Source organism: Thalassolituus oleivorans MIL-1 (assembly GCF_000355675.1).
GTDB lineage: Bacteria > Pseudomonadota > Gammaproteobacteria > Pseudomonadales > Oceanobacteraceae > Thalassolituus > Thalassolituus oleivorans.
This window is the reverse complement of sequence record NC_020888.1, coordinates 2,539,172-2,559,969: the sequence shown is the minus strand read 5'-3', so window position 1 is coordinate 2,559,969 and position 20,798 is coordinate 2,539,172. Positions and strand designations below refer to the sequence as shown.

The following is a 20,798-nucleotide window of genomic DNA, read 5'->3' as shown; positions in this document are numbered from 1 at the left end:
TATGCGTATTGCCATTGTTGCGGGAGAAACATCGGGCGATATGCTCGGTGCCGGTATGATTAAAGCGCTTAAAAAGCGCTATCCAAATGCTCATTTCGAAGGGATCGGTGGCCCTTTGATGCAAGCCCAAGGTATGGAATCATTCGTGCCTATGGAACGCTTAGCCGTTATGGGTTTGGTTGAGGTTCTTGGACGTTTATTTGAATTATTAAAAGTTCGCCGCGATTTAATTCGTCGCTGGCGGGCTGATCCACCGGACGTTTTTATCGGTATTGACGCCCCTGATTTTAATCTTACGCTTGAGCAAAAGTTACGAGCGGTGGGGGTTAAAACGGTTCATTATGTGAGTCCTTCAGTTTGGGCTTGGCGCGAAAAACGCGTCTTCAAAATAGCCAAAGCCGTTGATTTAATGATGACATTATTTCCGTTTGAGGCACGTTTTTACGAAGAACATAATGTTCCAGTTAAATTTGTTGGTCATCATCTGGCTGATAGTATTCCGTTTGAAACTCCGGTTAAACCTGCTCGTGAACATTTAGGTTTAGAGTTAGATCGCCCAGTTGTTTGTTTAATGCCGGGAAGCCGCAGTGGTGAAGTTGCTCGCCTCGGAGATTTATTTCTGGCGACGGCGGAGCGCATGCTATTAAAGCGTGGTGACCTGCAATTTATTATTCCTGCTGCAAGTGTTGATCGCCGTAATCAAATTGAAGCTATGCTATCGGCTCATCCTCGTACTTTGCCTATTAAGGTTGTTTTGGGGCAGTCGCAAACGTGTATGGCCGCCGCCGATACTATTTTATTGGCATCAGGAACTGCAACGTTAGAAGCTATGCTGCTGAAGAAGCCTATGGTGGTGAGTTATAAAATGGCGCCTCTGACGTATAGAATATTGAAGCGTTTGGTGACACAGCCCTATATCTCGTTGCCAAATTTATTGGCTGGACGAGAGCTGGTTCCAGAGTTTATTCAGCACGAAGCGACTCCGGATAATTTAGCCGAAGCGCTACTAGTTCGACTGGAAGACAGTGATGCGATGCATCAGTTACATGAAACCTTTCAGTTTATTCATCGTCAATTACGCCGAGGTGCCGACGACGAAGCCGCTAGTGCAATCGCTGAGTTAATCCATAGTGAGCGCTAACATCGAGCTCGACAATTTTGCTGTGGCGACTGATATTGAAGCCAGTTTGCTCCAGCGCGGCTTGTTGTATTGCGGTGTTGATGAAGCCGGTGCAGGCCCTCTTTGTGGCGATGTGGTTGCGGCAGCGGTCATTCTTGATCCCAATAAACCGATCCCTGAGCTAACGGATTCAAAGAAACTTAGTGAGAAGAAGCGTGAACGCTTATTCGATATTATTCGAGAGCAAGCGTTGGATTTTTGCATTGCTCGGGCGACCGTTGAAGAAATCGATAGTATCAATATTTTGAATGCGCGTATGTTGGCGATGAGCCGGGCGGTGGCGGGTCTGACTTTGCCATGTGAGCACGTATTGGTCGATGGTAATCGCTTACCCGATTTAGATATTGAAGCAACTGCCATTATTAAAGGCGATGCTCTGGTCGCCGCTATTTCGGCAGCCTCGGTCTTAGCGAAAGTTCATCGTGATCGCGAGATGCTTATACTCGATAAAGAATATCCGGGATATGGCTTTGCTAAACACAAAGGCTATGGCACGGCCGCTCACCTTGAGGCGCTCGCTACGCTTGGTCCTTGTGCCATTCATCGTCGCAGCTATGCGCCCGTTAAAGCTTTACTAACCGATATTTAATTATTAGTTAAATTGATCCGCTAACGCGTAAGTGCGAGAACGTAATTCATCACGTAATGCTTCTTCGCTGCTGAATTGTGCAAGTTCTGCGACATCCATACGTGCTCCGACACCAATATTTAATGTTGTTTTTTGTTTCTTTAAAAATTCTGCCGGTATTCTAATGGTACGTAACATAGGGTTGATTTTACCCATTACGTGGAAGCTCGTACTATTCTGACCAGCAAAGAAAATAGGGATGACAGGAACATTCGCCTGTTTAATTAAGCGCATGCTGGACAAAGACCAAGGACGATCGGCAACGCCTTTTTGCCCTGGGTACCATGTAGAAACTTCTCCTGCAGGAAACAACCCAAGACCTAAGCCTTTATTTAGCTGTTCTAGGGACTTTTTCATTCCCCCCATACCTTTAGGCCCAGTATTTTCGAAGGGGTTAACGGTGATGAATAAATCAGATATTGGTGCAAAATAACTTAATAAAAAGTTAGCAACGGCGCGAAACTCAGGTCTGCGGCGACCAATAATAAGCAGTAAGATGATACCGTCGAGAAATCCAAAGGGGTGATTGGATACAGTAATAAAGGGCCCTTCTTTTGGAATTGCGGCATCTAGAGCAGCGACATCGAAGTTCAATTCCATACCAAAGTAATTCAGTGCTTCTTCAATCATATCGATACCTTCTTTGGCATCCAACTGATTATAGACCTTAGTCAGTACCGGACCTTTCAGTAGATATAAAATGAAATCCGTTTTACGAGCCGATAGCCCTGTGGCTTTCATCAATCCATCACGATCAATCAATTCCATGCTGTACCTATTGCCTAAAGTCACTAAATCGCTGGCATAATAGCAGTCGTATGCTGAGGGACAATAGTGAACTTAGCCAAAACTAGGGTGAGAATTGAGATTAATGGTGCTTCAGGTCGATGTGGTAATTATAGGTGCTGGTGCAGCAGGCTTGTTTTGTGCGGCGAATGCTGCGAAGAAAGGCCGTTCTGTGTTGGTGCTGGACCATGCCAACAAGGCTGGTAAGAAGATTTTGATGTCTGGCGGAGGGCGTTGTAACTTCACCAACTATTATATCGAGCCCAGTCGTTACCTCAGTCGCAATCCTCACTTCTGTAAATCGGCATTGAGTCGCTACACCCAGTGGGATTTTATTGGGCTTGTGGATGCTCATGGAATTCCTTGGCACGAGAAGAAAGATGGCCAGTTGTTCTGCAATAACAAAGCCGTCGATATTTTGAATATGCTCTTACAGGAGTGTGATACAAATGGCGCAGAAGTGCGTCTAAACACTAAGATAACCAGTATTGAAGCACTCGAAAATGGCGGCAAGGCACGTTATCAGGTAAGTACTGAAGAAGATGATATTCGCTGTGAATCGGTTGTTATTGCGACAGGTGGACCGTCAATTCCGACGTTGGGAGCCACTGGGTACGGTTATGATATTGCCAAGCAGTTTGGCCTCAAGGTTTATCCTCCGGTCGCGGGCTTAGTACCATTTGTCATAACAGATCAAACTAAATCCTTAGTGGAAACCCTATCTGGAACTGCTCTGCCAGTGCAAGTGCAGTGTGGCGAGCAGAGCTTCAGCGAGGATATGTTATTTACCCACCGAGGTTTGAGCGGACCTGCGATTTTACAAATATCCTCATATTGGTCACCGGGTTCGAAGCTCCACATTGATTTATTGCCTACTATGAGGGCTGGTGAGGCATTGCGCCAACAGCAGCATGAACGCCCCAAATTAAAGTTGCGGACTTGGCTAGCGGAACAGACTACACAAAAATTTGCAGAGGTTTGGCTTTCTGGTCTTCGAGAAGCTGAGCTAACGCTGGCCGAATTGGATGGCCAAGCGATGGATGTTATCGCGAGTCGACTGCATGACTGGGAAGTAAAGCCATCAGGCACAGAAGGTTATCGCACCGCTGAAGTGGCTTTAGGTGGTGTTGATACTGACGAGTTATCCTCGAAGACGATGGAATCCAAGTCGCATCCAGGATTGTTCTTCATTGGTGAAGTGGTTGATGTTACGGGGCATTTGGGTGGGTTTAACTTTCAATGGGCTTGGGCAAGCGCTTGGGCTGCGGCCGAATATGTTTGAGCTTGGTGTGCGTTTATTGAATTTTCGCCGAAAAATGGACTTCAATATCTCATTTTTAGGCTATTCTTTTGACGTTTTTGAGCGTCTTCAATCAGACTAGTTTTTATTCTACGATACATTCGTTGTTATATGCTTATTTGGCATTAGCCACCATGTGTTGACTCTGTCGTTATTGGCTTCATTGACTAGACTTACATATAAACAGTGTGTGAGTCGCGTTTATGTCTATTTCTTCGCATCCTAATGATGATACTGACCGGATTCAAAGGCCGATCGTATTACTTGTCGACGATGAGGAAAACATATTACGTGCCTTACAGCGCACGCTTTCCCGTATCAGCGTGGATACTGTCAGCGCAGCATCTGCACGCGAAGCCCTCTATATACTCGAAAATACTGACGTCGATGTTGTTATTTCAGATATGCGTATGCCGGAAATGAATGGTGCCGACTTTTTAGCGGAAGTTGCTCAACGTTATCCCGATACCTTGCGTTATATCCTGACGGGTTATTCCGATATGGAATCAACGATTAAAGCCGTTAATCAAGGGCATATATCTGGCTACCTTACCAAGCCATGGGATGATATTGCGTTACGTGAGTTATTAGAGCGTAGTTTGCATTCAAAGTTATTAGAAGTACGTAATCGCGAATTGTCGGCAGAGTTACTGCAGCGCAACAATGAACTTGCAGAGCTAAATCAAACATTGGAGCAACGTGTTGAACGACGAACTCTAGAGATAAAGCAGCAATCCGTAGTTATTGAAAAATCTTTTAAAGAACTCAGCGCTAGCTATCGTCATATGGTCAAGCTTGCCTCTAGTATTGCCGCGATGCGCGAACCAGAGGCTGCGTCGGCGGCGAGTTTAAGAGCTCAGCTAGTAGAGATGTTAGCTCGAGATTTAGATCTATCGGATCAAGATATTTCTGTTATCTGCGATGCCGCTTTGTTGGCGGAACTTGGCAGAGTAAGTTTCCCGGATACGTTAATGGGTAAGGCTTATAGCGATTACAATAAAGCCGAGCTTCAGATTTTTAGTCACAATCCGCTGCATGCGGAGGCCGCGTTAATGGGTATTCCAGGTCTAGCAAATACGGCCGCGATTGTTCGTAGCCAATATGAACGCTACGACGGTTCCGGCTTTCCCGATAAACTGGTGGGTGAATCGATTCCAATAGGTGCTCGCATTCTCGCTATTGTACGGGATTATGTTGATTTAATTCGTGGCCGAATGAATGGTGAACATTTACCTCCCGCTGTCGCTCGCGCCGATATTCTCAGCTTTGCAGGCACACGTTATGACCAGCTACTAGCTCAACGCTTTGTTCAGCTAAGTGCTGATTTAGTAGGAAGCGAATTTGCTCTTAACGAACAGAGACTAACGGCTGCTGAGTTACAAATAGGCATGACCTTATCCAGAAATCTTTACGGTGAAAAGGGAATGATTCTCCTCACTGAGGGACACGAATTAACGGCAGATCTCATTGAAAAAATCGTCAAATTACAAGATATGTCAGATGAAACATTAGAGATTTGGGTGGCAGAGAATATGCCTACCGACCAACTTGGAGGACTTTAAATGAAGGGGGTTGTGTTCGATATACTACGTGACATGGTGGAAGAGGGTTACGGGTTGGAGGGCTGGAACGCGATACTGGAAAAATCGGGTTCGAATGGAATGTATATTTCAACCGAAAGCTATAGTGATGATGAGCTTATGGGATTGGTTGCAGCTGCCAGCGAGGTCACAGGGATAGACGTTAATGATCTTGTGTTTTTGTTCGGTGAATATATGGTGCAAGAATTTCATGCACGTTTCCCCATTTTTTTTGATCGCTCGAAAGGGTTGATTGAATTTCTGCTGTCGGTCGACCGCATTGTGCATGTTGAAGTACGAAAACTGTATCCCGATGCTAGTTTGCCTAGGTTTAACTATCAAAAAGAAGGTAGCCATTCATTGACCATGATTTACCGCTCTGAAAGAAAATTGTGTCGATTGGCGGAAGGGTTAATATCGGGATCGGCTAAATTTTTCAAACAATCCTATATCATGACCCATGATCCTTGTATGCACCACGGCGCTGATGAGTGTCATCTCAAGATTCAGTTGACGGGAGACGCCAATGGCATCTGATATTTATCAAGAAGCCTATCAACGCGAGAAGTTGCTGCGCAAGGCCGCCGAGCAACTGCTTGAGGACAAATCTCGAGAACTGTATGCATCTTTTGAAGCGTTACAGCTGGCGCATCAAAACTTAAAAGAAAATCAAAAGCTCGTAGTGCAATCCGAAAAAATGGCTTCTCTAGGGGTTTTGTCGGCTGGCGTTGCTCATGAAATTAATAATCCTATCGGGTTTATCTACAGTAATTTCTGTTCTATGTCTGAAGGACTTAATGACATACATAAATTTATTTGTGCGATGGGTGCCGTTATATCAGAGGAAAATGACGTAGCTAAAATACGCGCTGAGTGGTCGAATCATTTTCAGCAATACGATATCGAATATTTGATGGAAGACTTTCCCAGCCTGAGCCGCGAAACTATCAATGGCTTGGAACGCGTAAAGCAAATTGTTGCTGATCTAAAGTCATTTTCACGCGAAGACTCAGGCGCAATGGATCTTGTTGATATTAATGAATGCCTACGATCAGCGGTCAATATTTTAAGTAATCAAACAAAATATCATGCAACGGTTGATGTAGAGTATGGTGATGTACCGAAAATATCAGGTTATTTTGGAAAATTAAATCAGGTCTTCACCAATTTGATTGCTAATGCCAGTCAAGCGGTTAGTGAAAATGGCCTCATTTTATTAACTACACGATGTGCAGACGGTTGGATTGAGGTGAGTGTTAAAGATAATGGTCATGGTATTGCCGAAGAATATTTAGAACAATTATTTACGCCTTTTTTTACAACTAAGCCTGTAGGTGAAGGTACAGGCTTAGGGCTATCAATATCACACGGTTTTGTACAAGAACATGACGGTGAAATTCTCGTAGCAAGTACCGTAGGCCAAGGCACGACTTTCACCGTTCGTTTACCGGTTAAAAAGACTGTGTAGATAGACCCTCGCTCAATGTCCTTGGTGCGATTAGTGGCAATGCAATATGCCCTGCAACTGTGCCACTAGACAATAACCCCTCAGAGTTCGCTAGATACTGCCAAGTGAACCCCTGCAATACAACGCCAACTTCATCTCCAGCATGCAGTTGAAATGACACCGCAGGAAATTCTTGCTGATACAGTCCATCTCCCGGTAAGGGGAGATATTGATCGCTCAATATTTCGATATGGCGTTTTCCTGCCTTCCTAACTCCTAGTGCTAAATAGCCCACGCCATCGTGCTCACTTTCTGTTGACGTGAAGTTCACATCAATTAAAGGAACCCCCAAGAGGTCCATTGGTGTGCTTGCTTGATATAAGGGCACAAACGCCGGACGAATAGAACCACCAGTCGTCTGTAATGCGGGCTGTTCTGCTAGAGGACTAATGCGATCCATGAGGCTATCGAGCGGATCGAGAAGACCTTCTAGCAAACCACTAGGGGTTAAATGAAAGATCGTAGACGGAATAACGAAGGATTCACCACCATAAGTCACTTGCTCAAGGTTTCGACCACTATCGTCACTAAATGTGAGGCATAATTTTGGGATTTCTTGGGATGGAGTGATGCCTTTAAGTTTTTCATCAAGCCAATCCAGAATCATCGTTTGGGTATCGAATACTTGACCATCACATACAATCGTTTCTTGGGTATTAAAAATAGGTAAGCCAGACCAAGGCTGAATTGGCCAAAGCTTGTGTCCATCTTGTATACCAACAAAACGAACATCTTTTCCTCCGGTTAATGCGCAGGCTCGATTGTTTAATCCTTGGTTTAAAGGAAATAGGGTATCTTTAAAGCCTTGAATGAATAGAGCGTCGGCTTGGATAGACATCCCTTGAGCGCAGTAAGTCATTGGACTGCGTCTATCCATATCAGCATCGACCTTATCGTTCATATAGCCATTGAATAGGGCGAGGTATTCCGGTTCTATTGCCATGCCAAAATCAAAACCACTACTAAAAGTGCCTAGCAATCCTAATGTTCCGCCCCAAGCGCTTTTAACATGCCGGTTAGCGCCAAATGCGTCAGATAGATCCCACCATGTGGTTAGTGGCACAATGGCATCGATGCGAGGATCACGCAGGCTCGCGTTGACAGCCGAGCCGCCGCCATAACTTTCGCCAACGGCTCCAATTATCGCATCGCCATTGTCGTCTTTGCTGATTCGAGGAATATTGGCGATGGCCCAATCGATCACGGCGCTAAAATCTTTTACTTCAAAGTCGGGGTCCATTAGATGAATCTCGTCTCCGGATTCGCCGACACCACGTTGATCGAATGAAATCATCCAATATCCGCGATGCCATGCGGCAATCGAGCTCGTCCCCGATAGCATGAGCTGGCCATATAAACTGAGTGGGCGCGCCGCTCGTGTGCCACCAAAGCCATTGGTGTGCAATATAAGAGGGGCGTTCTCACCGGCAGCAAGCTGTGGCTGATAGAGTGTTAGACCTATCGTAGTGCCGTCATGGCTCTTGATAAGTATCTGAGTATAGTTTTCACTCAGCGCTTCGGTAGTCGAAGGCGAATCGAATTCAAATGACGCGGCGGTTAGCCACTGAAATACAAAAATCGCTGCTATTAACGTCGCCAAGACATACAAAAGTCGTTTAAACATCGTACTTATCTACTCAATTCAATGTGCGCGGATCATAACAGTGCGGCCACAATAGAACAGCTTCCACAGTAGACATTGGTAAGGTTTATGATGCTACGGGCCTGAAATTCGTCTGCAAACTGTACGAAGATTGTCCGCATTCACACAGAAAATATTAGGTATAGATACTATTGATTTCAATTATGACTCGTGAGGCACTAAGATTCGCCTGTCCAAAACTTTAAACTCTTTGAAAGTCGAGCTTATAAGCGCGAATTCGGGGAGTAACAAATCGCCCACCCACCCATTTGAAGGATTGACCTATGTCAGCTTATCAAGATGAAATCAAAGCGTTGAGCAGCGTTATTGAAGCAAACGGCAGCCCATGGGCCGCTATCAGTGCTGAATCTGCAGCTCGTATGCGTGTACAGAACAAATTCAAAACTGGTCTAGATATCGCTAAGTACACTGCAAACATCATGCGTGCAGATATGGCTGCGTTCGATGCCGACAAATCTAAGTACACTCAGTCTTTGGGTTGCTGGCATGGTTTCGTAGGTCAGCAAAAGCTGATCTCTATCAAAAAGCATTTCGGTACTACTGAACGTAAATACTTGTACCTATCTGGTTGGATGGTTGCAGCACTACGTTCTGAGTTCGGTCCTCTTCCTGACCAGTCAATGCACGAAAAAACTGCAGTAGCTAGCCTAGTTGCTGAGTTATACACTTTCTTGCGTCAAGCTGATGCACGTGAACTAGGTATGTTGTTCCGTGAACTAGACGCAGCTCGTGAAGCTGGTGACACTGCTAAAGCAGCTGAAATCCAAGATAAAGTTGATAACTACGAAACTCACATCGTACCTATCATTGCTGATATCGACGCTGGTTTCGGTAACGCTGAAGCAACTTACTTGATGGCTCGTCAAATGATCGAAGCAGGCGCTTGCTGCTTGCAGATCGAAAACCAAGTTGCTGATGAAAAGCAATGTGGTCACCAAGACGGCAAAGTGACTGTTCCACACGCTGACTTCCACAACAAGTTACGCGCATTGCGTTACGCGTTCCTTGAGTTAGGTATCGACAACGGTCTTATCGTTGCACGTACTGACTCTGAAGGTGCTGGCCTGACTAAAGAAATCGCTGTTGTTAAAGAGCCAGGCGATGCTGGCGATATCTACAACTCTTTCCTAGACGTTGAAGAAATCGACGTAGCTGATATGGCTGAAGGCGATGTTGTATTCAACCGTGGTGGCAAGCTAGTACGTCCTAAGCGTCTACCTTCTGGTCTATACCAATTCCGTCAAGGCACTGGCCATGAGCGTTGTGTATTTGACTGTATCGGTGCTATCGATGCGGGCGCTGACTTGTTGTGGATCGAAACTGCAATCCCAACAGTTCACGAAATTGCTGGCATGATGAACGAAGTTCGTAAAGTTCACCCAGATGCGAAACTTGTTTACAACAACAGCCCATCTTTCAACTGGACTTTGAGCTTCCGTCAACAAGCATACGACGCTATGGTTGCTGCTGGTGAAGACGTATCTGCATACGATCGCGCTAAGCTAATGTCTGCTGACTACGATGGTACTGAGCTTTGTGATCGTGCTGACGCTATGATTCAGTCTTTCCAAGCTGATACTTCACGTGAAGCGAACGTGTTCCACCACTTGATCACTCTGCCTACTTACCACACGACTGCATTGTCTGTTGATAACTTGGCTAAAGAGTACTTCGGTGAAGCGGGCATGTTGGGTTATGTTGCTGGCGTTCAGCGTAAAGAGATCCGTCAAGGCATCGCTTGCGTTAAGCACCAGAACATGGCTGGTTCAGACATGGGCGACGACCACAAAGAATACTTTGCTGGTGAAAACGCTCTGAAAGCTGGCGGCGCTAAGAACACTTCTAACCAGTTCAACAACATCTAAGCTCGTTTTAGATGAACTGATTAGTAAGTTCTTGAAAGAGGCGACCTTAGGGTCGCCTTTTTTGTGTTTATCTTATAGTGATATTCAGCAAAGCAGTCTTTGCGGTCGTGACCACAAAGCCATAAAGAGCCACGGGTTGCTGGTGGCTGATCTCTTTCTCTAACGCTTATTATTTAATTACTCAATTATCGTATGGCAAAATAAGCCAATCATGTGGCATTGGCGGCCTGCGAGTCATTTTCGTGACAGCTGCTCTTACAGGAGTCATGTGTTGAGGCTTACACTTGTTTCGTATTGTCATGAAAACTAATTATTTAAGTTGAGGAATGATAGGACTTCCCATCGACTTTTCGTTATTTGTCTAAATATTGGTGATTTTGGGTCAATGTATGTGTCCTAGTTCATAACATTAATGCCTATAGATTAATAATGTCGTCAAGATTGCATGGTAAAATGGTGATATTCAACACAGCAGTGGTTATAAGCTACTGTTTTAAAACGACTTTTAGGTTTTAGTACGCTTGCCAAAGGTAGTTGCTAAAAAAATGTGACGGAAATCACACTTTAAGTGTGATTGGACATTTAGACCTTAGTCGTTAACATGCGCGGTAATTCCTGGAATATGCCGTGTGTATGCTCCAAACAATAAAAATAATACGTGAGTCAAATTGATCTCATCACGGGAAGTACCAAAAAATGAGCCAAAGAGAGTTAACCATTCCTTCAGGTTCGGCCGGAGCGAAAGCTTGGAATTGGCTGGCACAAAGCCTGACACAGCACGACCAGATGACGGCCTATTTTGAGCCGCTAATTCAAATCGTATTGCCACAATGGACGACAACGGGTTATCGCTCGAAGGTCGTGCAAGTGCGCAGAGAAACGGCTGATGTTTACACCTTGGTTATCAAGCCGTCCGGTCGTTGGCCGCAATTTACGCCGGGTCAATATTTAGAAATAACTGCCGAACGTGATGGTGCTCGTCAGAGCCGTTATTTCAGTATCTCGTGTTCACCAGAGCAATATTCGCGTAGCGGTAATATCGAGCTAACTATCCGTGTGCAAGAGGGTGGCCGAATTACTCCTTGGTTGCGTGAGCATTTCGAACATGGCGGCATAGTGACCTTATCTGCCGCACAGGGCGAGTTTGTATTGCCCGCGGGCAATGAACCGTTACTCATGATTGCAGGTGGCAGTGGTATCACTCCATTCCGTTCTATGTTGCAGCATTTAGGGGCATCCAAGAGCAGCCGTGATGTGCATTTAATGTATTACGGTCGTGATGCTCAGAGTTTGTTATTTCGAGACGAATTTGAGCGTTTAGCGGCAGAGCACAGCAACATTCACGTTACCTTTATGGATGGCGAAGAAGTTGGTGTTATCAGTGAAGAACATATCACTGAACATTGCGCCGATTATGCTGAACGTCTTGCTATGATTTGTGGTCCTACACCTATGATCAAACGCAGCCGTACGCTCTTACAAGAAATGGGTGTTGCGGTTGAACGCATTGATTTCGAATATTTTGGTGCCGCGCCGATTGAAATGGAGCGCGAGTCAGCTGATGACGCTTTGGTGAGTTTCGAGCGATCAGGTTTATTTACCGAAGTATCTGCAAAAGAGCCAACCAGCTTGCTAGATGTTGCCGAGTCGCAAGGTTTAAAGCCTGTCAGTGGTTGTCGCATCGGTGTTTGCCATCAATGTAAATGTACGAAAAAAAGCGGTGTTGTTTATAACACTAAAACAGGCGCGTATTCCGATACTGGGCATGAAGATATTCAATTGTGCATTTCAGTGGCGGTTAACGACGTTGTTCTGGATATATAAGGGTATATACGATGGCTACTACAAAAATACCGTCAAATGAAACCCTCCAAGGTTTTGAAGACGATTTAAATAGAATACGCGATGAAGCATTGGCCCAAGTAGGTCAAAAAGATGCTAACTACATTCGCAATGTCGTACGTGTTCAGCGTGGCTGCGATGTCGCTGGCCGTATCATTATGGTGTTGGGCTTTTTCTCTCCGGTTTGGTGGATTCTAGGCGTTGCGTTATTAGCCATAGCGAAAATTTTAGATAACATGGAAATTGGCCATAACGTTATGCATGGTCAGTACGATTGGATGAACGATCCACACATTAACTCTCGTACATTTGATTGGGATAATGTCTGTGATGGCCAATCATGGCGTCGTACTCATAATTTCGAACATCACACGTACACTAATATTATTGGTAAAGATCGTGATTTCGGATACGACACATTGCGTTTAAGTGACGATACCAAATGGCGTCCTGACAATCGTTTCCAGTTGCCGCTTTATATTGGTATGGCCTTATTTTTCCAATGGGGCGTTGCTTACCATGAGATGATTGGCGAGCGCTTGTTTTTTGGTAAGCCACCAACAGACAGTAAATTGCCAATTTCACGTGCTCAGTTAGCGAAAGATTTTTTTAGTAAAATTCGCAAAGCAACATTCCGTGATTATGCTTTTTACCCTGCAATTGTCGGCTTATTTTTAGGCTGGCCAATGTTTTTCGCCATTTTAGGCGGCAATATTGTAGCCAACCTTATCCGTAATATTTGGACCTCAACTATTATTTTTTGTGGTCACTTTACTGAAAATGTTCACACCTTTAGCGAAGAGGAGTGTGAAAATGAAACTCGCGGTCAGTGGTATTACCGCCAAATCTTAGGTTCGTCGAATCTGGAAGGCAGTCGCTTGTTCCATATCATGACAGGTCATTTAAGCTGCCAAGTAGAGCATCACTTGTTTCCCGATGTACCAGCGTATCATTACGTTGCAATGTCTAAGCAAGTACAAGAAGTGTGTAAGAAGTACGATATCCCTTACAACACTGGCTCATTGTCTAAGCAGTACCTAACGGTGGTGCAGCGTATTGTTAAGTACTCTCGTCCACCCAAGCGTAATGATGGCGATTTAGCGACGAGCTGATTATTGCTTAACGGCATTGGAAATATAAAAACCGCCTAGGGATAACCTAGGCGGTTTTTTTGTAAGGATGTTCCGCAACAGGGCGGCGTGTCTGAAGTTGGTGCAGTTTTTATTCGCTAATAACATTTTAATGTCCGCACTTTGGCTCTAACCCTTATGTTTGCTCAGCATGAAAAACCTGACCGCTTGGCCAGAATATTGCTTGTAGGTTACTAGACCACATTTATTGGAGATACCTGCATGACATTTCGACCAAAACCACATAAAGCTTGGCTCGCGTCACTCCTGCTGAGCGCTGGGGCTTTACTTGGTGGTGTTGTACCAGAGGCAGAGGCGGAAGATCCGCTCAAAGTAGGATTCGTTTATGTCGGCCCTGTGGGTGATTACGGTTGGTCCTATGAACATAACCGTGGGCGTCTTGAAGCCGAGAAAGCTTTCGGCGATAAAATTCAAACAACTTATGTAGAAAATGTTCCCGAAGGCGCCGACGCTGAGCGAGTGATTCGTCAGCTGGCTCAGAGCGGAAATGACCTTATTTTTACCACGTCATTTGGCTTTATGAATCCAACGGTCAAAGTGGCTAAGCGTTTCCCTAAAGTCCACTTTGAACACGCGACTGGATATAAGCGCGGTAAAAACCTTTCAACCTATGCCTTGCGCACTTACGAGGGGCGGTACGTATCTGGTGTTGCTGCTGGCATGATGACCAAAACCAATACCATTGGCTACATTGCATCATTTCCAATCCCAGAGGTTATTCGTGATATTAATGCGGCTTACATGGCAGCATCCAAAGTGAACCCCGATGTAAAAATGAAAATTATGTGGGTTAGTAGCTGGTACGATCCGGTCAAAGAAAGCGAAGCCGCCAATGCATTAATCGATCAAGGTGTAGACGTTATTTTGCAGCACACAGACAGTCCTGCACCGCTAATGGTGGCACAAAAGCGCGGAGTGAAAGCGATTGGTCAAGCATCAGATATGAGTCAATTTGCACCCGACGCCCATATGTTCTCGATTCAAGATCACTGGGCGCCACAGTACATTGCGAAAATTCAGTCAGTTATCGACGGTACTTGGAAATCTGAAGATTTTTGGGGTGGCTTTGCTGAAGATCTACTGGTGGTTGCTTCGGTCAACGATAACCTTCCTGCAGAAGTAAAGAGCGCAATAAAAGCCACATACGATGAAATTAAAAGTGGCGATCTAAAGCCTTTTACCGGGCCAATCATCAGTAATACCGGTGAAACAGTGGTTGCAGCAGGCCATTCGCTAACCGATGCGGAGTTGGCGACTGTTAATTGGTACATCAAAGGTATTGACGACAAGCTACCTCAATAGGCTGTATAAATTCTTTAGGCTGGCACGAACGACTTTTCAGTCGTAGTCGTGCCAGTCTGTTATGATGCCTACCATATTCGCGCCGTTGGTTTAATCTGCCTTAAAAATCTATTATCTATCCGTATTTTGGCCGGAAAGCATAACGATAATGGTAATCAAGGTTGAACAGTGCGCCCAACCCCCGCTAATCTGTGAAGCAGATACTCTTCTGCTGGAGAACTTCATGACTGATTTGACCTTTGCTCGACCACAGGACATAGCGGACGAAGCATTTATTCGTCGACTTCCCAAAGCAGAGCTACATTTGCATCTCGAAGGGTCGTTAGAGCCTGAGTTGATGTTCAAGCTGGCAGAGCGCAATAACATCGAATTACCCTATGCATCGGTTGAAGAGATTCGCGCTGCCTACGATTTTACCAATCTACAATCCTTCCTCGATATCTACTATCAGTGCGCCGATGTATTACGCACCGAGCAGGATTTTTACGATTTAACTTGGGCCTATTTGCTGCGTTGCAAAGAGGACGGGGTGGTTCATACTGAGCCCTTCTTTGATCCACAAACCCATACCGACCGCGGTATTCCTTTTGAGGTTGCATTAAACGGTATTGATCGTGCTTTGTGTGATGGCGAAGAACAACTCAACATCACCAGTGGTCTTATTATGTGCTTCTTGCGTCACCTGAGTGAAGAGGCTGCGTTTGCCACGCTGGAAATGGCCAAGCCACATTTAGATAAGATCATCGGTGTAGGCTTAGATTCATCCGAAGTAGGGCACCCGCCAGAAAAGTTCGCTAATGTTTTTGCAGCCGCTGCGGAACTCGATTTGTTTCTAGTCGCACATGCCGGCGAAGAAGGTCCATCTACCTATATTGAAACCGCACTCGATATTCTCGATGTCGATCGTATTGATCACGGCGTACGTTGCACTGATGACCCTGTATTAGTCGATTCATTGGCTGAAAACCGTGTACCACTAACGGTATGTCCGTTATCGAATACGCGCTTAAAAGTGTACGACAACATGAATCAGCACCCGATTCTTAAATTACTTGAGCAGGGGGTATGCGTCACAGTTAATTCAGATGATCCAGCCTTCTTTGGCGGATATTTGGTTGATAACTATATGGCTTTGGTAGAAGGCCTTGCTATGACCCGTGCGGAAGCGGTAGCGCTTGCGGCAAATAGCCTAGAAGCGTCGTTTATAGACGACGAACTGTATGAAGAATGGTTGCAAGTGTTGGAAGGCTCGCTAGGCGAGTAAAAAAATAACCCCGTATTGATATCAATACGGGGTTATTTTAAGGCCGTTGTTGGCGTCTTGCAGACGTTTTACTTGCCGCCTTTTAATACATGGTTAATACGCATCTGAGTTTCTGGCGTATCTAACAGCGCAACGAAGGCCTTCATTTCTGCGAGTACCGCTTTATTCACGCGCTCGCGATGACCTTCTGCTCGCCCTAGCTGTTTAATCGCTCGAATTGAACCTTGCGAGTTCTTTGTTAATGCTGCGGCAGTCTTCATTGCATGCTCTAACGCCGTACCATCTTCTACTGCAGCGTTAATTAAACCCCATTTTTCCGCTTCTTCTGCTGAGAAAAAACGGCCAGTGAGTAATAGGTCATTGGCATTCTTAGGGCCAATTGCTTCACTCAGTAATACCGAGCTACCACCTTCTGAAGCTACACCAATCTTCGCAAATGGTAGGCTGTAGCGAATGCTCTTACCGGCATATGCCAAATCCGCATGCAGTAGAAAGTTTGCACCAATACCAACGGCAACACCTTCTTGTGCAAGAATTAACGGTTTTTCCATGCCAGCTAATGTATCAAAAATACCGGCAACGCCCTCGCTAACGGCATTCAAATCACCACCAGGCAATAGGTCAGACAAATCGTTACCTGCGGTAAATTTGCCGTTAGAGCCGGTCATAACGACCACGCTAACGTTATCATCGGCCTCAGAAGCTTTTAGCGCGGCAATAATATCTGTGTAGGTTTGAACACGGATCGCATTTAGTACTTTAGGGCGATTGATGGAAATAACTGCAATACGGTCGCTAACCTGATACTCGATGTCTTGATACATAATGGCTCCTCATACCCGACGCTCGTCGTCTGGTTCAATGTGTAGGATCATGGCAAAGCTTGGAAAGCGGGGCAATGACCAAAACAGACACCCTGATGATTACTAAGGACATTTATAGTTGCTACAAGCAATTTACAGAGGGCGCTCGTACTGAGCGCTCTTTGCTTGAGACAAGAGTATTGTTCGGTTAAGCATCCGCCTTCAATACGATCAACGCTTTACCCGGACTGACCCCTTGGCCTTGTTGGCGAAGTATCTCGACTACGGTACCCGCTTGATGACTGCTTACTTCAATTTCCATTTTCATGGATTCTAAAATCAGTAATGGCTGGTTCGCTTCGATATGTGTACCGGGCTCTACTAGGCATTGCCATACGTTGCCTGAGATATGACTATCGACGGTAAATTCGCCATCAAGTAATACGCGTTCATCAGCGTTATTCTCTTCTGCGGGTTCGCTGTCGTAGTGGAAGCGACCGGTGGCTTTCCAGTCTTCTAGTTCGGCTTGAAATGCTTTTTGGCGTTCATTTTGAAAACCGGATATTTCAGTTTTTTGTTCCGCTAAGAAGTGCTCATATTCGCTCAAATTAAAGCGTGTTTCTTCAATTTTTATTGGATATTGGCCATGCGGAAATACATTGCGAATATGCTGTAATTCATCGTGGTCCACTTCATAAAATTTAACTTGATCGAAGAAGCGCAATAACCAAGGTTGCGTAAACTCTGTGGTGGTTTTATAGCGGTTCCACATTTGCAGGGTACGGCCAACGAATTGATAGCCGCCTGGGCCTTCCATGCCGTAAATACACATGTAGGCACCGCCAATACCGACCGAGTTTTCGGCGGTCCAAGTACGCGCAGGGTTATATTTAGTGGTCACTAGACGATGGCGCGGGTCCATTGGGGTCGCTACTGGAGCACCTAGGTATACATCGCCTAGGCCCATGACTAAATAATTGGCGTCGAAGACGATTTTCTTCACGTCATCTATAGAATCTAGACCATTAATACGGCGAATAAATTCTATGTTATCTGGGCACCAAGGCGCGTCGGCCCGCACGGATTTAACGTATTTATCAACGGCTTCTTGGCAGGCGATATCATTCCACGAGAGCGGTAAATGGACGATACGTGACGGCACTTCGGTATTTTGTAAATCGCCTAGCTGATCTTCAGCTAATACTAGTAAATCCAGTAATGCCGTTTGGCTTAATACCGTCGAATCGTAATGCACTTGTAGTGACCGAATCCCAGGTGTTAATTCGCTAATAGCGGTAATACCTTGGCTTTCTAGGTATTGCATTAATGCGTGTACACGGAAGCGCAAGCGAATATCCAATTGCAGCGGGCCATATTCCACCAGTAAATAGCGATCACCAGATGGGCGATATACTACGCCAGTCGGGTGATTTTCTGTGCTGATGGAGCGAATAATTGCGCTACCAACTTCTGGCGATACGATATCGCCTTGGGATAATTCTGGTTCGAGGCTACATAGCGACGCAATAGATTCTGTTTGTGCATTCGCCAGCCTAACAGCTGCGTCTTGGGATACCGGAATAAACGAAATTGTATCGCCTGCCTTTAATTGACCGAGCTTCCATAAGTCGGCATGGATGACCGTTGCTGGGCATACGAATCCGCCTAAGCTCGGGCCATCGGGGCCGAGTATCACCGGCATGTCACCGGTGAAATCGATGGTGCCAATCGCGTAGGCATTGTCGTGAATATTGGATGGGTGAAGGCCGGCTTCGCCACCATCGTTGCGTGCCCATTCCGGTTTAGGACCAATTAAGCGCACACCCGTGCGGCTAGAGTTGTAGTGCACTTCCCATTCATGGCCAAAGAAGGTTTCTATATCACTTGGGGTGAAAAATTCGGGCGCGCCATGCGGGCCGTAGATAACGCGTAGTTGCCAATGGTTGGTTATTTTCGGCAGCATTAGCTGATCGAAAACGGCGGCAATTTTAGCACTACCATTCGTCGGCATTAGATGTAATACATCACCAGGAAGTAGTGCGCGTCCATTGTGGCCACCAAATTGTCCTAAGGTAAAGGTCGAACGAGAGCCTAGGTATTCAGGGCAATTAATGCCACCTTGAATGATTAAATAAGCACGTGCTCCGGCCTCGATGACGCTGCCACAATTAAGAATATCGCCCGCTTCTAAGCTAATGGCTTTCCAAAAGGGTATGGTCGTAGTTTGGCCGTTACGTTCATAACTAGCATTGGTATTCGCACCTGCAAGCATGATGGTCGCAGCGCTAATCATTTTTAATACAGGGCCTTTTAAGGTGATCTCCAGGCCTGCAGCATTTTCATCATTACCAATTAAGCGATTACCTAAAGCAAACGAGTAGTTGTCAAAGGGTCCTGATGGTGGAACGCCAATATTCCAATAACCAATGCGTGCTGGTAGGTCTTGTATGGTGGTTTGAGTCCCTGCACTGATGACCTGCATTGAATGCGGCGCATGTTCTAGCGTCTTTAATAGTTGGGTATAAACTAAGCCGTTTTTAACATCTGAGTTGGCTAGAATATCGAGTAAATAACGACGGTTGGTTTCAATACCGTACAGTTCGGTGTCCGCGAGTGCTAGCTCTAATATGGCTATGGCTTCGTCACGCGTTGCTGCGGTCGCGATCACTTTGGCAACCATAGGATCGAATAGGGCAGGTACTTGTGTGCCGCTTTCTACCCACGTATCAATGCGTAACGTCTTGCTGGTATTGGCTTTGGCTGGCCAAGTCACACGGCTTAATAAACCTGCACTTGGTTGAAAGTCGCGGGTGGCATCTTCCGCGTAAACACGAGCTTGTATGCTGTGGCCTAGAGCGTTAAATGTTTGATCGAATGGTAGAGCATCACCTGCGCCGAGTTTAATCATCCACTCAACCAAGTCGACGCCAAATACTTGTTCCGTTACACCGTGCTCAACTTGTAAGCGGGTATTCACTTCTAAGAAATAAAACTCTGTGGTTTCTGCATCATAAATAAACTCAACCGTACCGGCACTGCGGTAATTAACTGATTGGCCTAAACGAATTGCCGTATCGTGCAATGCTTTGCGAGTTGCTTCGCTGATATTTGGGGCAGGTGTTTCTTCTAAAACTTTTTGGTTGCGTCGCTGTAACGAACAATCGCGTTCGCCAAAAGCAATAACTTTTCCTTGGCCATCACCAAAAATCTGAACCTCAATATGGCGGGCTCGCTCAACGAACTTTTCGATAAATACGCCGTCGTTAGCAAAGTTATTAGCACTTAGGCGTTTTACTGATTCAAAGGCATTATTTAATTGCTGTGCGCTGTAGCACAACTGCATACCAATACCACCGCCGCCAGCGGTGCTCTTCAGCATCACGGGATAGCCAATATGATCAGCAGAGGTGAGTGCTTCACTGACATCACTTAAAAGCTCGGTTCCGGGCAATAACGGAACATTATTTTTCTGAGCTAAATCACGGGCGCTGTGCTTTAAGCCAAACGACAACATCTGTTCGCTACGCGGGCCTAGGAATTCGATTCCTGCTTGCTCACATGCATCGGCAAATGATGGGTTTTCACTTAAAAAACCATAGCCTGGATGGATCGCTCCGGCACCAGTTTCTTTAGCAATGGCAAGCAATTTGGACTGATTTAAATAGGTTTCTGCGACACTGCCTGAACCTAGTGGGTAGGCTTCATCGGCTTGCTGCACATGCAAGGAGTGTTGATCCGCTTCGTGATAGACCACTACTGAAGTCACATTTAGTGCTTTAAGAGTGCGAATAATACGGCAAGCAATGGCACCGCGGTTGGCGATTAGTACTTTGTTAAACATAGTCTTGTCTCACAAGCGTGTGGGTCGTCCCACTGAACTTCTTGCAAGGCTGAGGTCGTCCAGAACCTTGCTAATTAGGATAGCCT

The 20,798-nt window shown here is 45.6% G+C and carries 15 protein-coding genes; 11 read left to right on the top strand and 4 right to left on the bottom strand.

The window, feature by feature from the left end:
* Window position 1 precedes the first annotated feature (1 nt).
* Window positions 2-1,141, top strand: coding sequence for a lipid-A-disaccharide synthase (gene lpxB, locus TOL_RS11740; protein WP_015487553.1), 1,140 nt, complete (start codon window positions 2-4; stop codon window positions 1,139-1,141).
* The gene (gene rnhB, locus TOL_RS11735; RefSeq protein WP_015487552.1) at window positions 1,131-1,769 is read left to right on the top strand and encodes a ribonuclease HII; all 639 of its coding nucleotides are present in this window, start codon (window positions 1,131-1,133) and stop codon (window positions 1,767-1,769) included. Before lpxB ends, rnhB begins: the two co-directional genes overlap by 11 nt.
* A 3-nt stretch (window positions 1,770-1,772) precedes the next feature.
* On the opposite strand, the gene TOL_RS11730 is transcribed toward rnhB, so the two are convergent.
* Complete coding sequence (locus tag TOL_RS11730) at window positions 1,773-2,576, bottom strand: 1-acyl-sn-glycerol-3-phosphate acyltransferase (RefSeq protein WP_015487551.1); 804 nt, start codon at window positions 2,574-2,576, stop codon at window positions 1,773-1,775.
* 103 nt (window positions 2,577-2,679) lie between these two features.
* On the opposite strand from TOL_RS11730, the gene TOL_RS11725 reads away from it, so the two are divergent.
* The 4 genes from TOL_RS11725 to TOL_RS11710 all read left to right on the top strand — a co-directional run bounded on the left by TOL_RS11725 (window position 2,680) and on the right by TOL_RS11710 (window position 6,942).
* Window positions 2,680-3,876, top strand: a complete 1,197-nt coding sequence (locus TOL_RS11725) for a BaiN/RdsA family NAD(P)/FAD-dependent oxidoreductase (RefSeq protein WP_015487550.1) — start codon at window positions 2,680-2,682, stop codon at window positions 3,874-3,876.
* Between the two features lie 221 nt (window positions 3,877-4,097).
* On the top strand, window positions 4,098-5,456 hold the full coding sequence (nosR, locus tag TOL_RS11720; RefSeq protein ID WP_015487548.1) for a response regulator c-di-GMP phosphodiesterase, NosR family: 1,359 nt from the start codon (window positions 4,098-4,100) through the stop codon (window positions 5,454-5,456).
* A complete protein-coding gene (locus TOL_RS11715; protein ID WP_015487547.1) occupies window positions 5,457-6,011 on the top strand; it encodes a heme NO-binding domain-containing protein in 555 nt (184 codons plus the stop codon). It begins immediately after the preceding gene.
* The gene (locus TOL_RS11710) at window positions 6,001-6,942 is read left to right on the top strand and encodes a sensor histidine kinase (protein ID WP_015487546.1); all 942 of its coding nucleotides are present in this window, start codon (window positions 6,001-6,003) and stop codon (window positions 6,940-6,942) included. Before TOL_RS11715 ends, TOL_RS11710 begins: the two co-directional genes overlap by 11 nt.
* Here TOL_RS11710 and TOL_RS11705 read toward each other — a convergent pair.
* Entirely contained in the window at window positions 6,926-8,605 is a 1,680-nt protein-coding gene (locus TOL_RS11705) for an alpha/beta hydrolase (RefSeq protein WP_015487545.1), read from the bottom strand. The genes TOL_RS11710 and TOL_RS11705 overlap by 17 nt on opposite strands.
* 302 nt (window positions 8,606-8,907) lie before the next feature.
* Here TOL_RS11705 and TOL_RS11700 point away from each other — a divergent pair, with 302 nt between their 5' ends.
* The 5 genes from TOL_RS11700 to TOL_RS11680 all read left to right on the top strand — a co-directional run bounded on the left by TOL_RS11700 (window position 8,908) and on the right by TOL_RS11680 (window position 16,068).
* Entirely contained in the window at window positions 8,908-10,509 is a 1,602-nt protein-coding gene (locus TOL_RS11700; protein ID WP_015487544.1) for an isocitrate lyase, read from the top strand.
* A gap of 696 nt (window positions 10,510-11,205) precedes the next feature.
* Window positions 11,206-12,333 (top strand): ferredoxin reductase, encoded by a 1,128-nt coding sequence (locus TOL_RS11695; protein WP_015487543.1) that lies wholly within the window; start codon window positions 11,206-11,208, stop codon window positions 12,331-12,333.
* A gap of 11 nt (window positions 12,334-12,344) precedes the next feature.
* Window positions 12,345-13,463: a fatty acid desaturase family protein gene (locus tag TOL_RS11690; RefSeq protein ID WP_015487542.1), complete on the top strand. Its 1,119-nt coding sequence runs from the start codon at window positions 12,345-12,347 to the stop codon at window positions 13,461-13,463.
* A 240-nt stretch (window positions 13,464-13,703) separates the two neighbouring features.
* The gene (locus TOL_RS11685; protein WP_015487541.1) at window positions 13,704-14,804 is read left to right on the top strand and encodes a BMP family ABC transporter substrate-binding protein; all 1,101 of its coding nucleotides are present in this window, start codon (window positions 13,704-13,706) and stop codon (window positions 14,802-14,804) included.
* 223 nt (window positions 14,805-15,027) lie between these two features.
* Window positions 15,028-16,068: an adenosine deaminase gene (locus tag TOL_RS11680; RefSeq protein ID WP_144055367.1), complete on the top strand. Its 1,041-nt coding sequence runs from the start codon at window positions 15,028-15,030 to the stop codon at window positions 16,066-16,068.
* A 68-nt stretch (window positions 16,069-16,136) separates the two neighbouring features.
* On the opposite strand, the gene TOL_RS11675 is transcribed toward TOL_RS11680, so the two are convergent.
* Entirely contained in the window at window positions 16,137-16,892 is a 756-nt protein-coding gene (locus TOL_RS11675) for an enoyl-CoA hydratase/isomerase family protein (protein ID WP_015487539.1), read from the bottom strand.
* A 187-nt stretch (window positions 16,893-17,079) separates the two neighbouring features.
* Window positions 17,080-20,712 (bottom strand): urea carboxylase, encoded by a 3,633-nt coding sequence (gene uca, locus TOL_RS11670; RefSeq protein WP_015487538.1) that lies wholly within the window; start codon window positions 20,710-20,712, stop codon window positions 17,080-17,082.
* Window positions 20,713-20,798 lie beyond the last annotated feature (86 nt).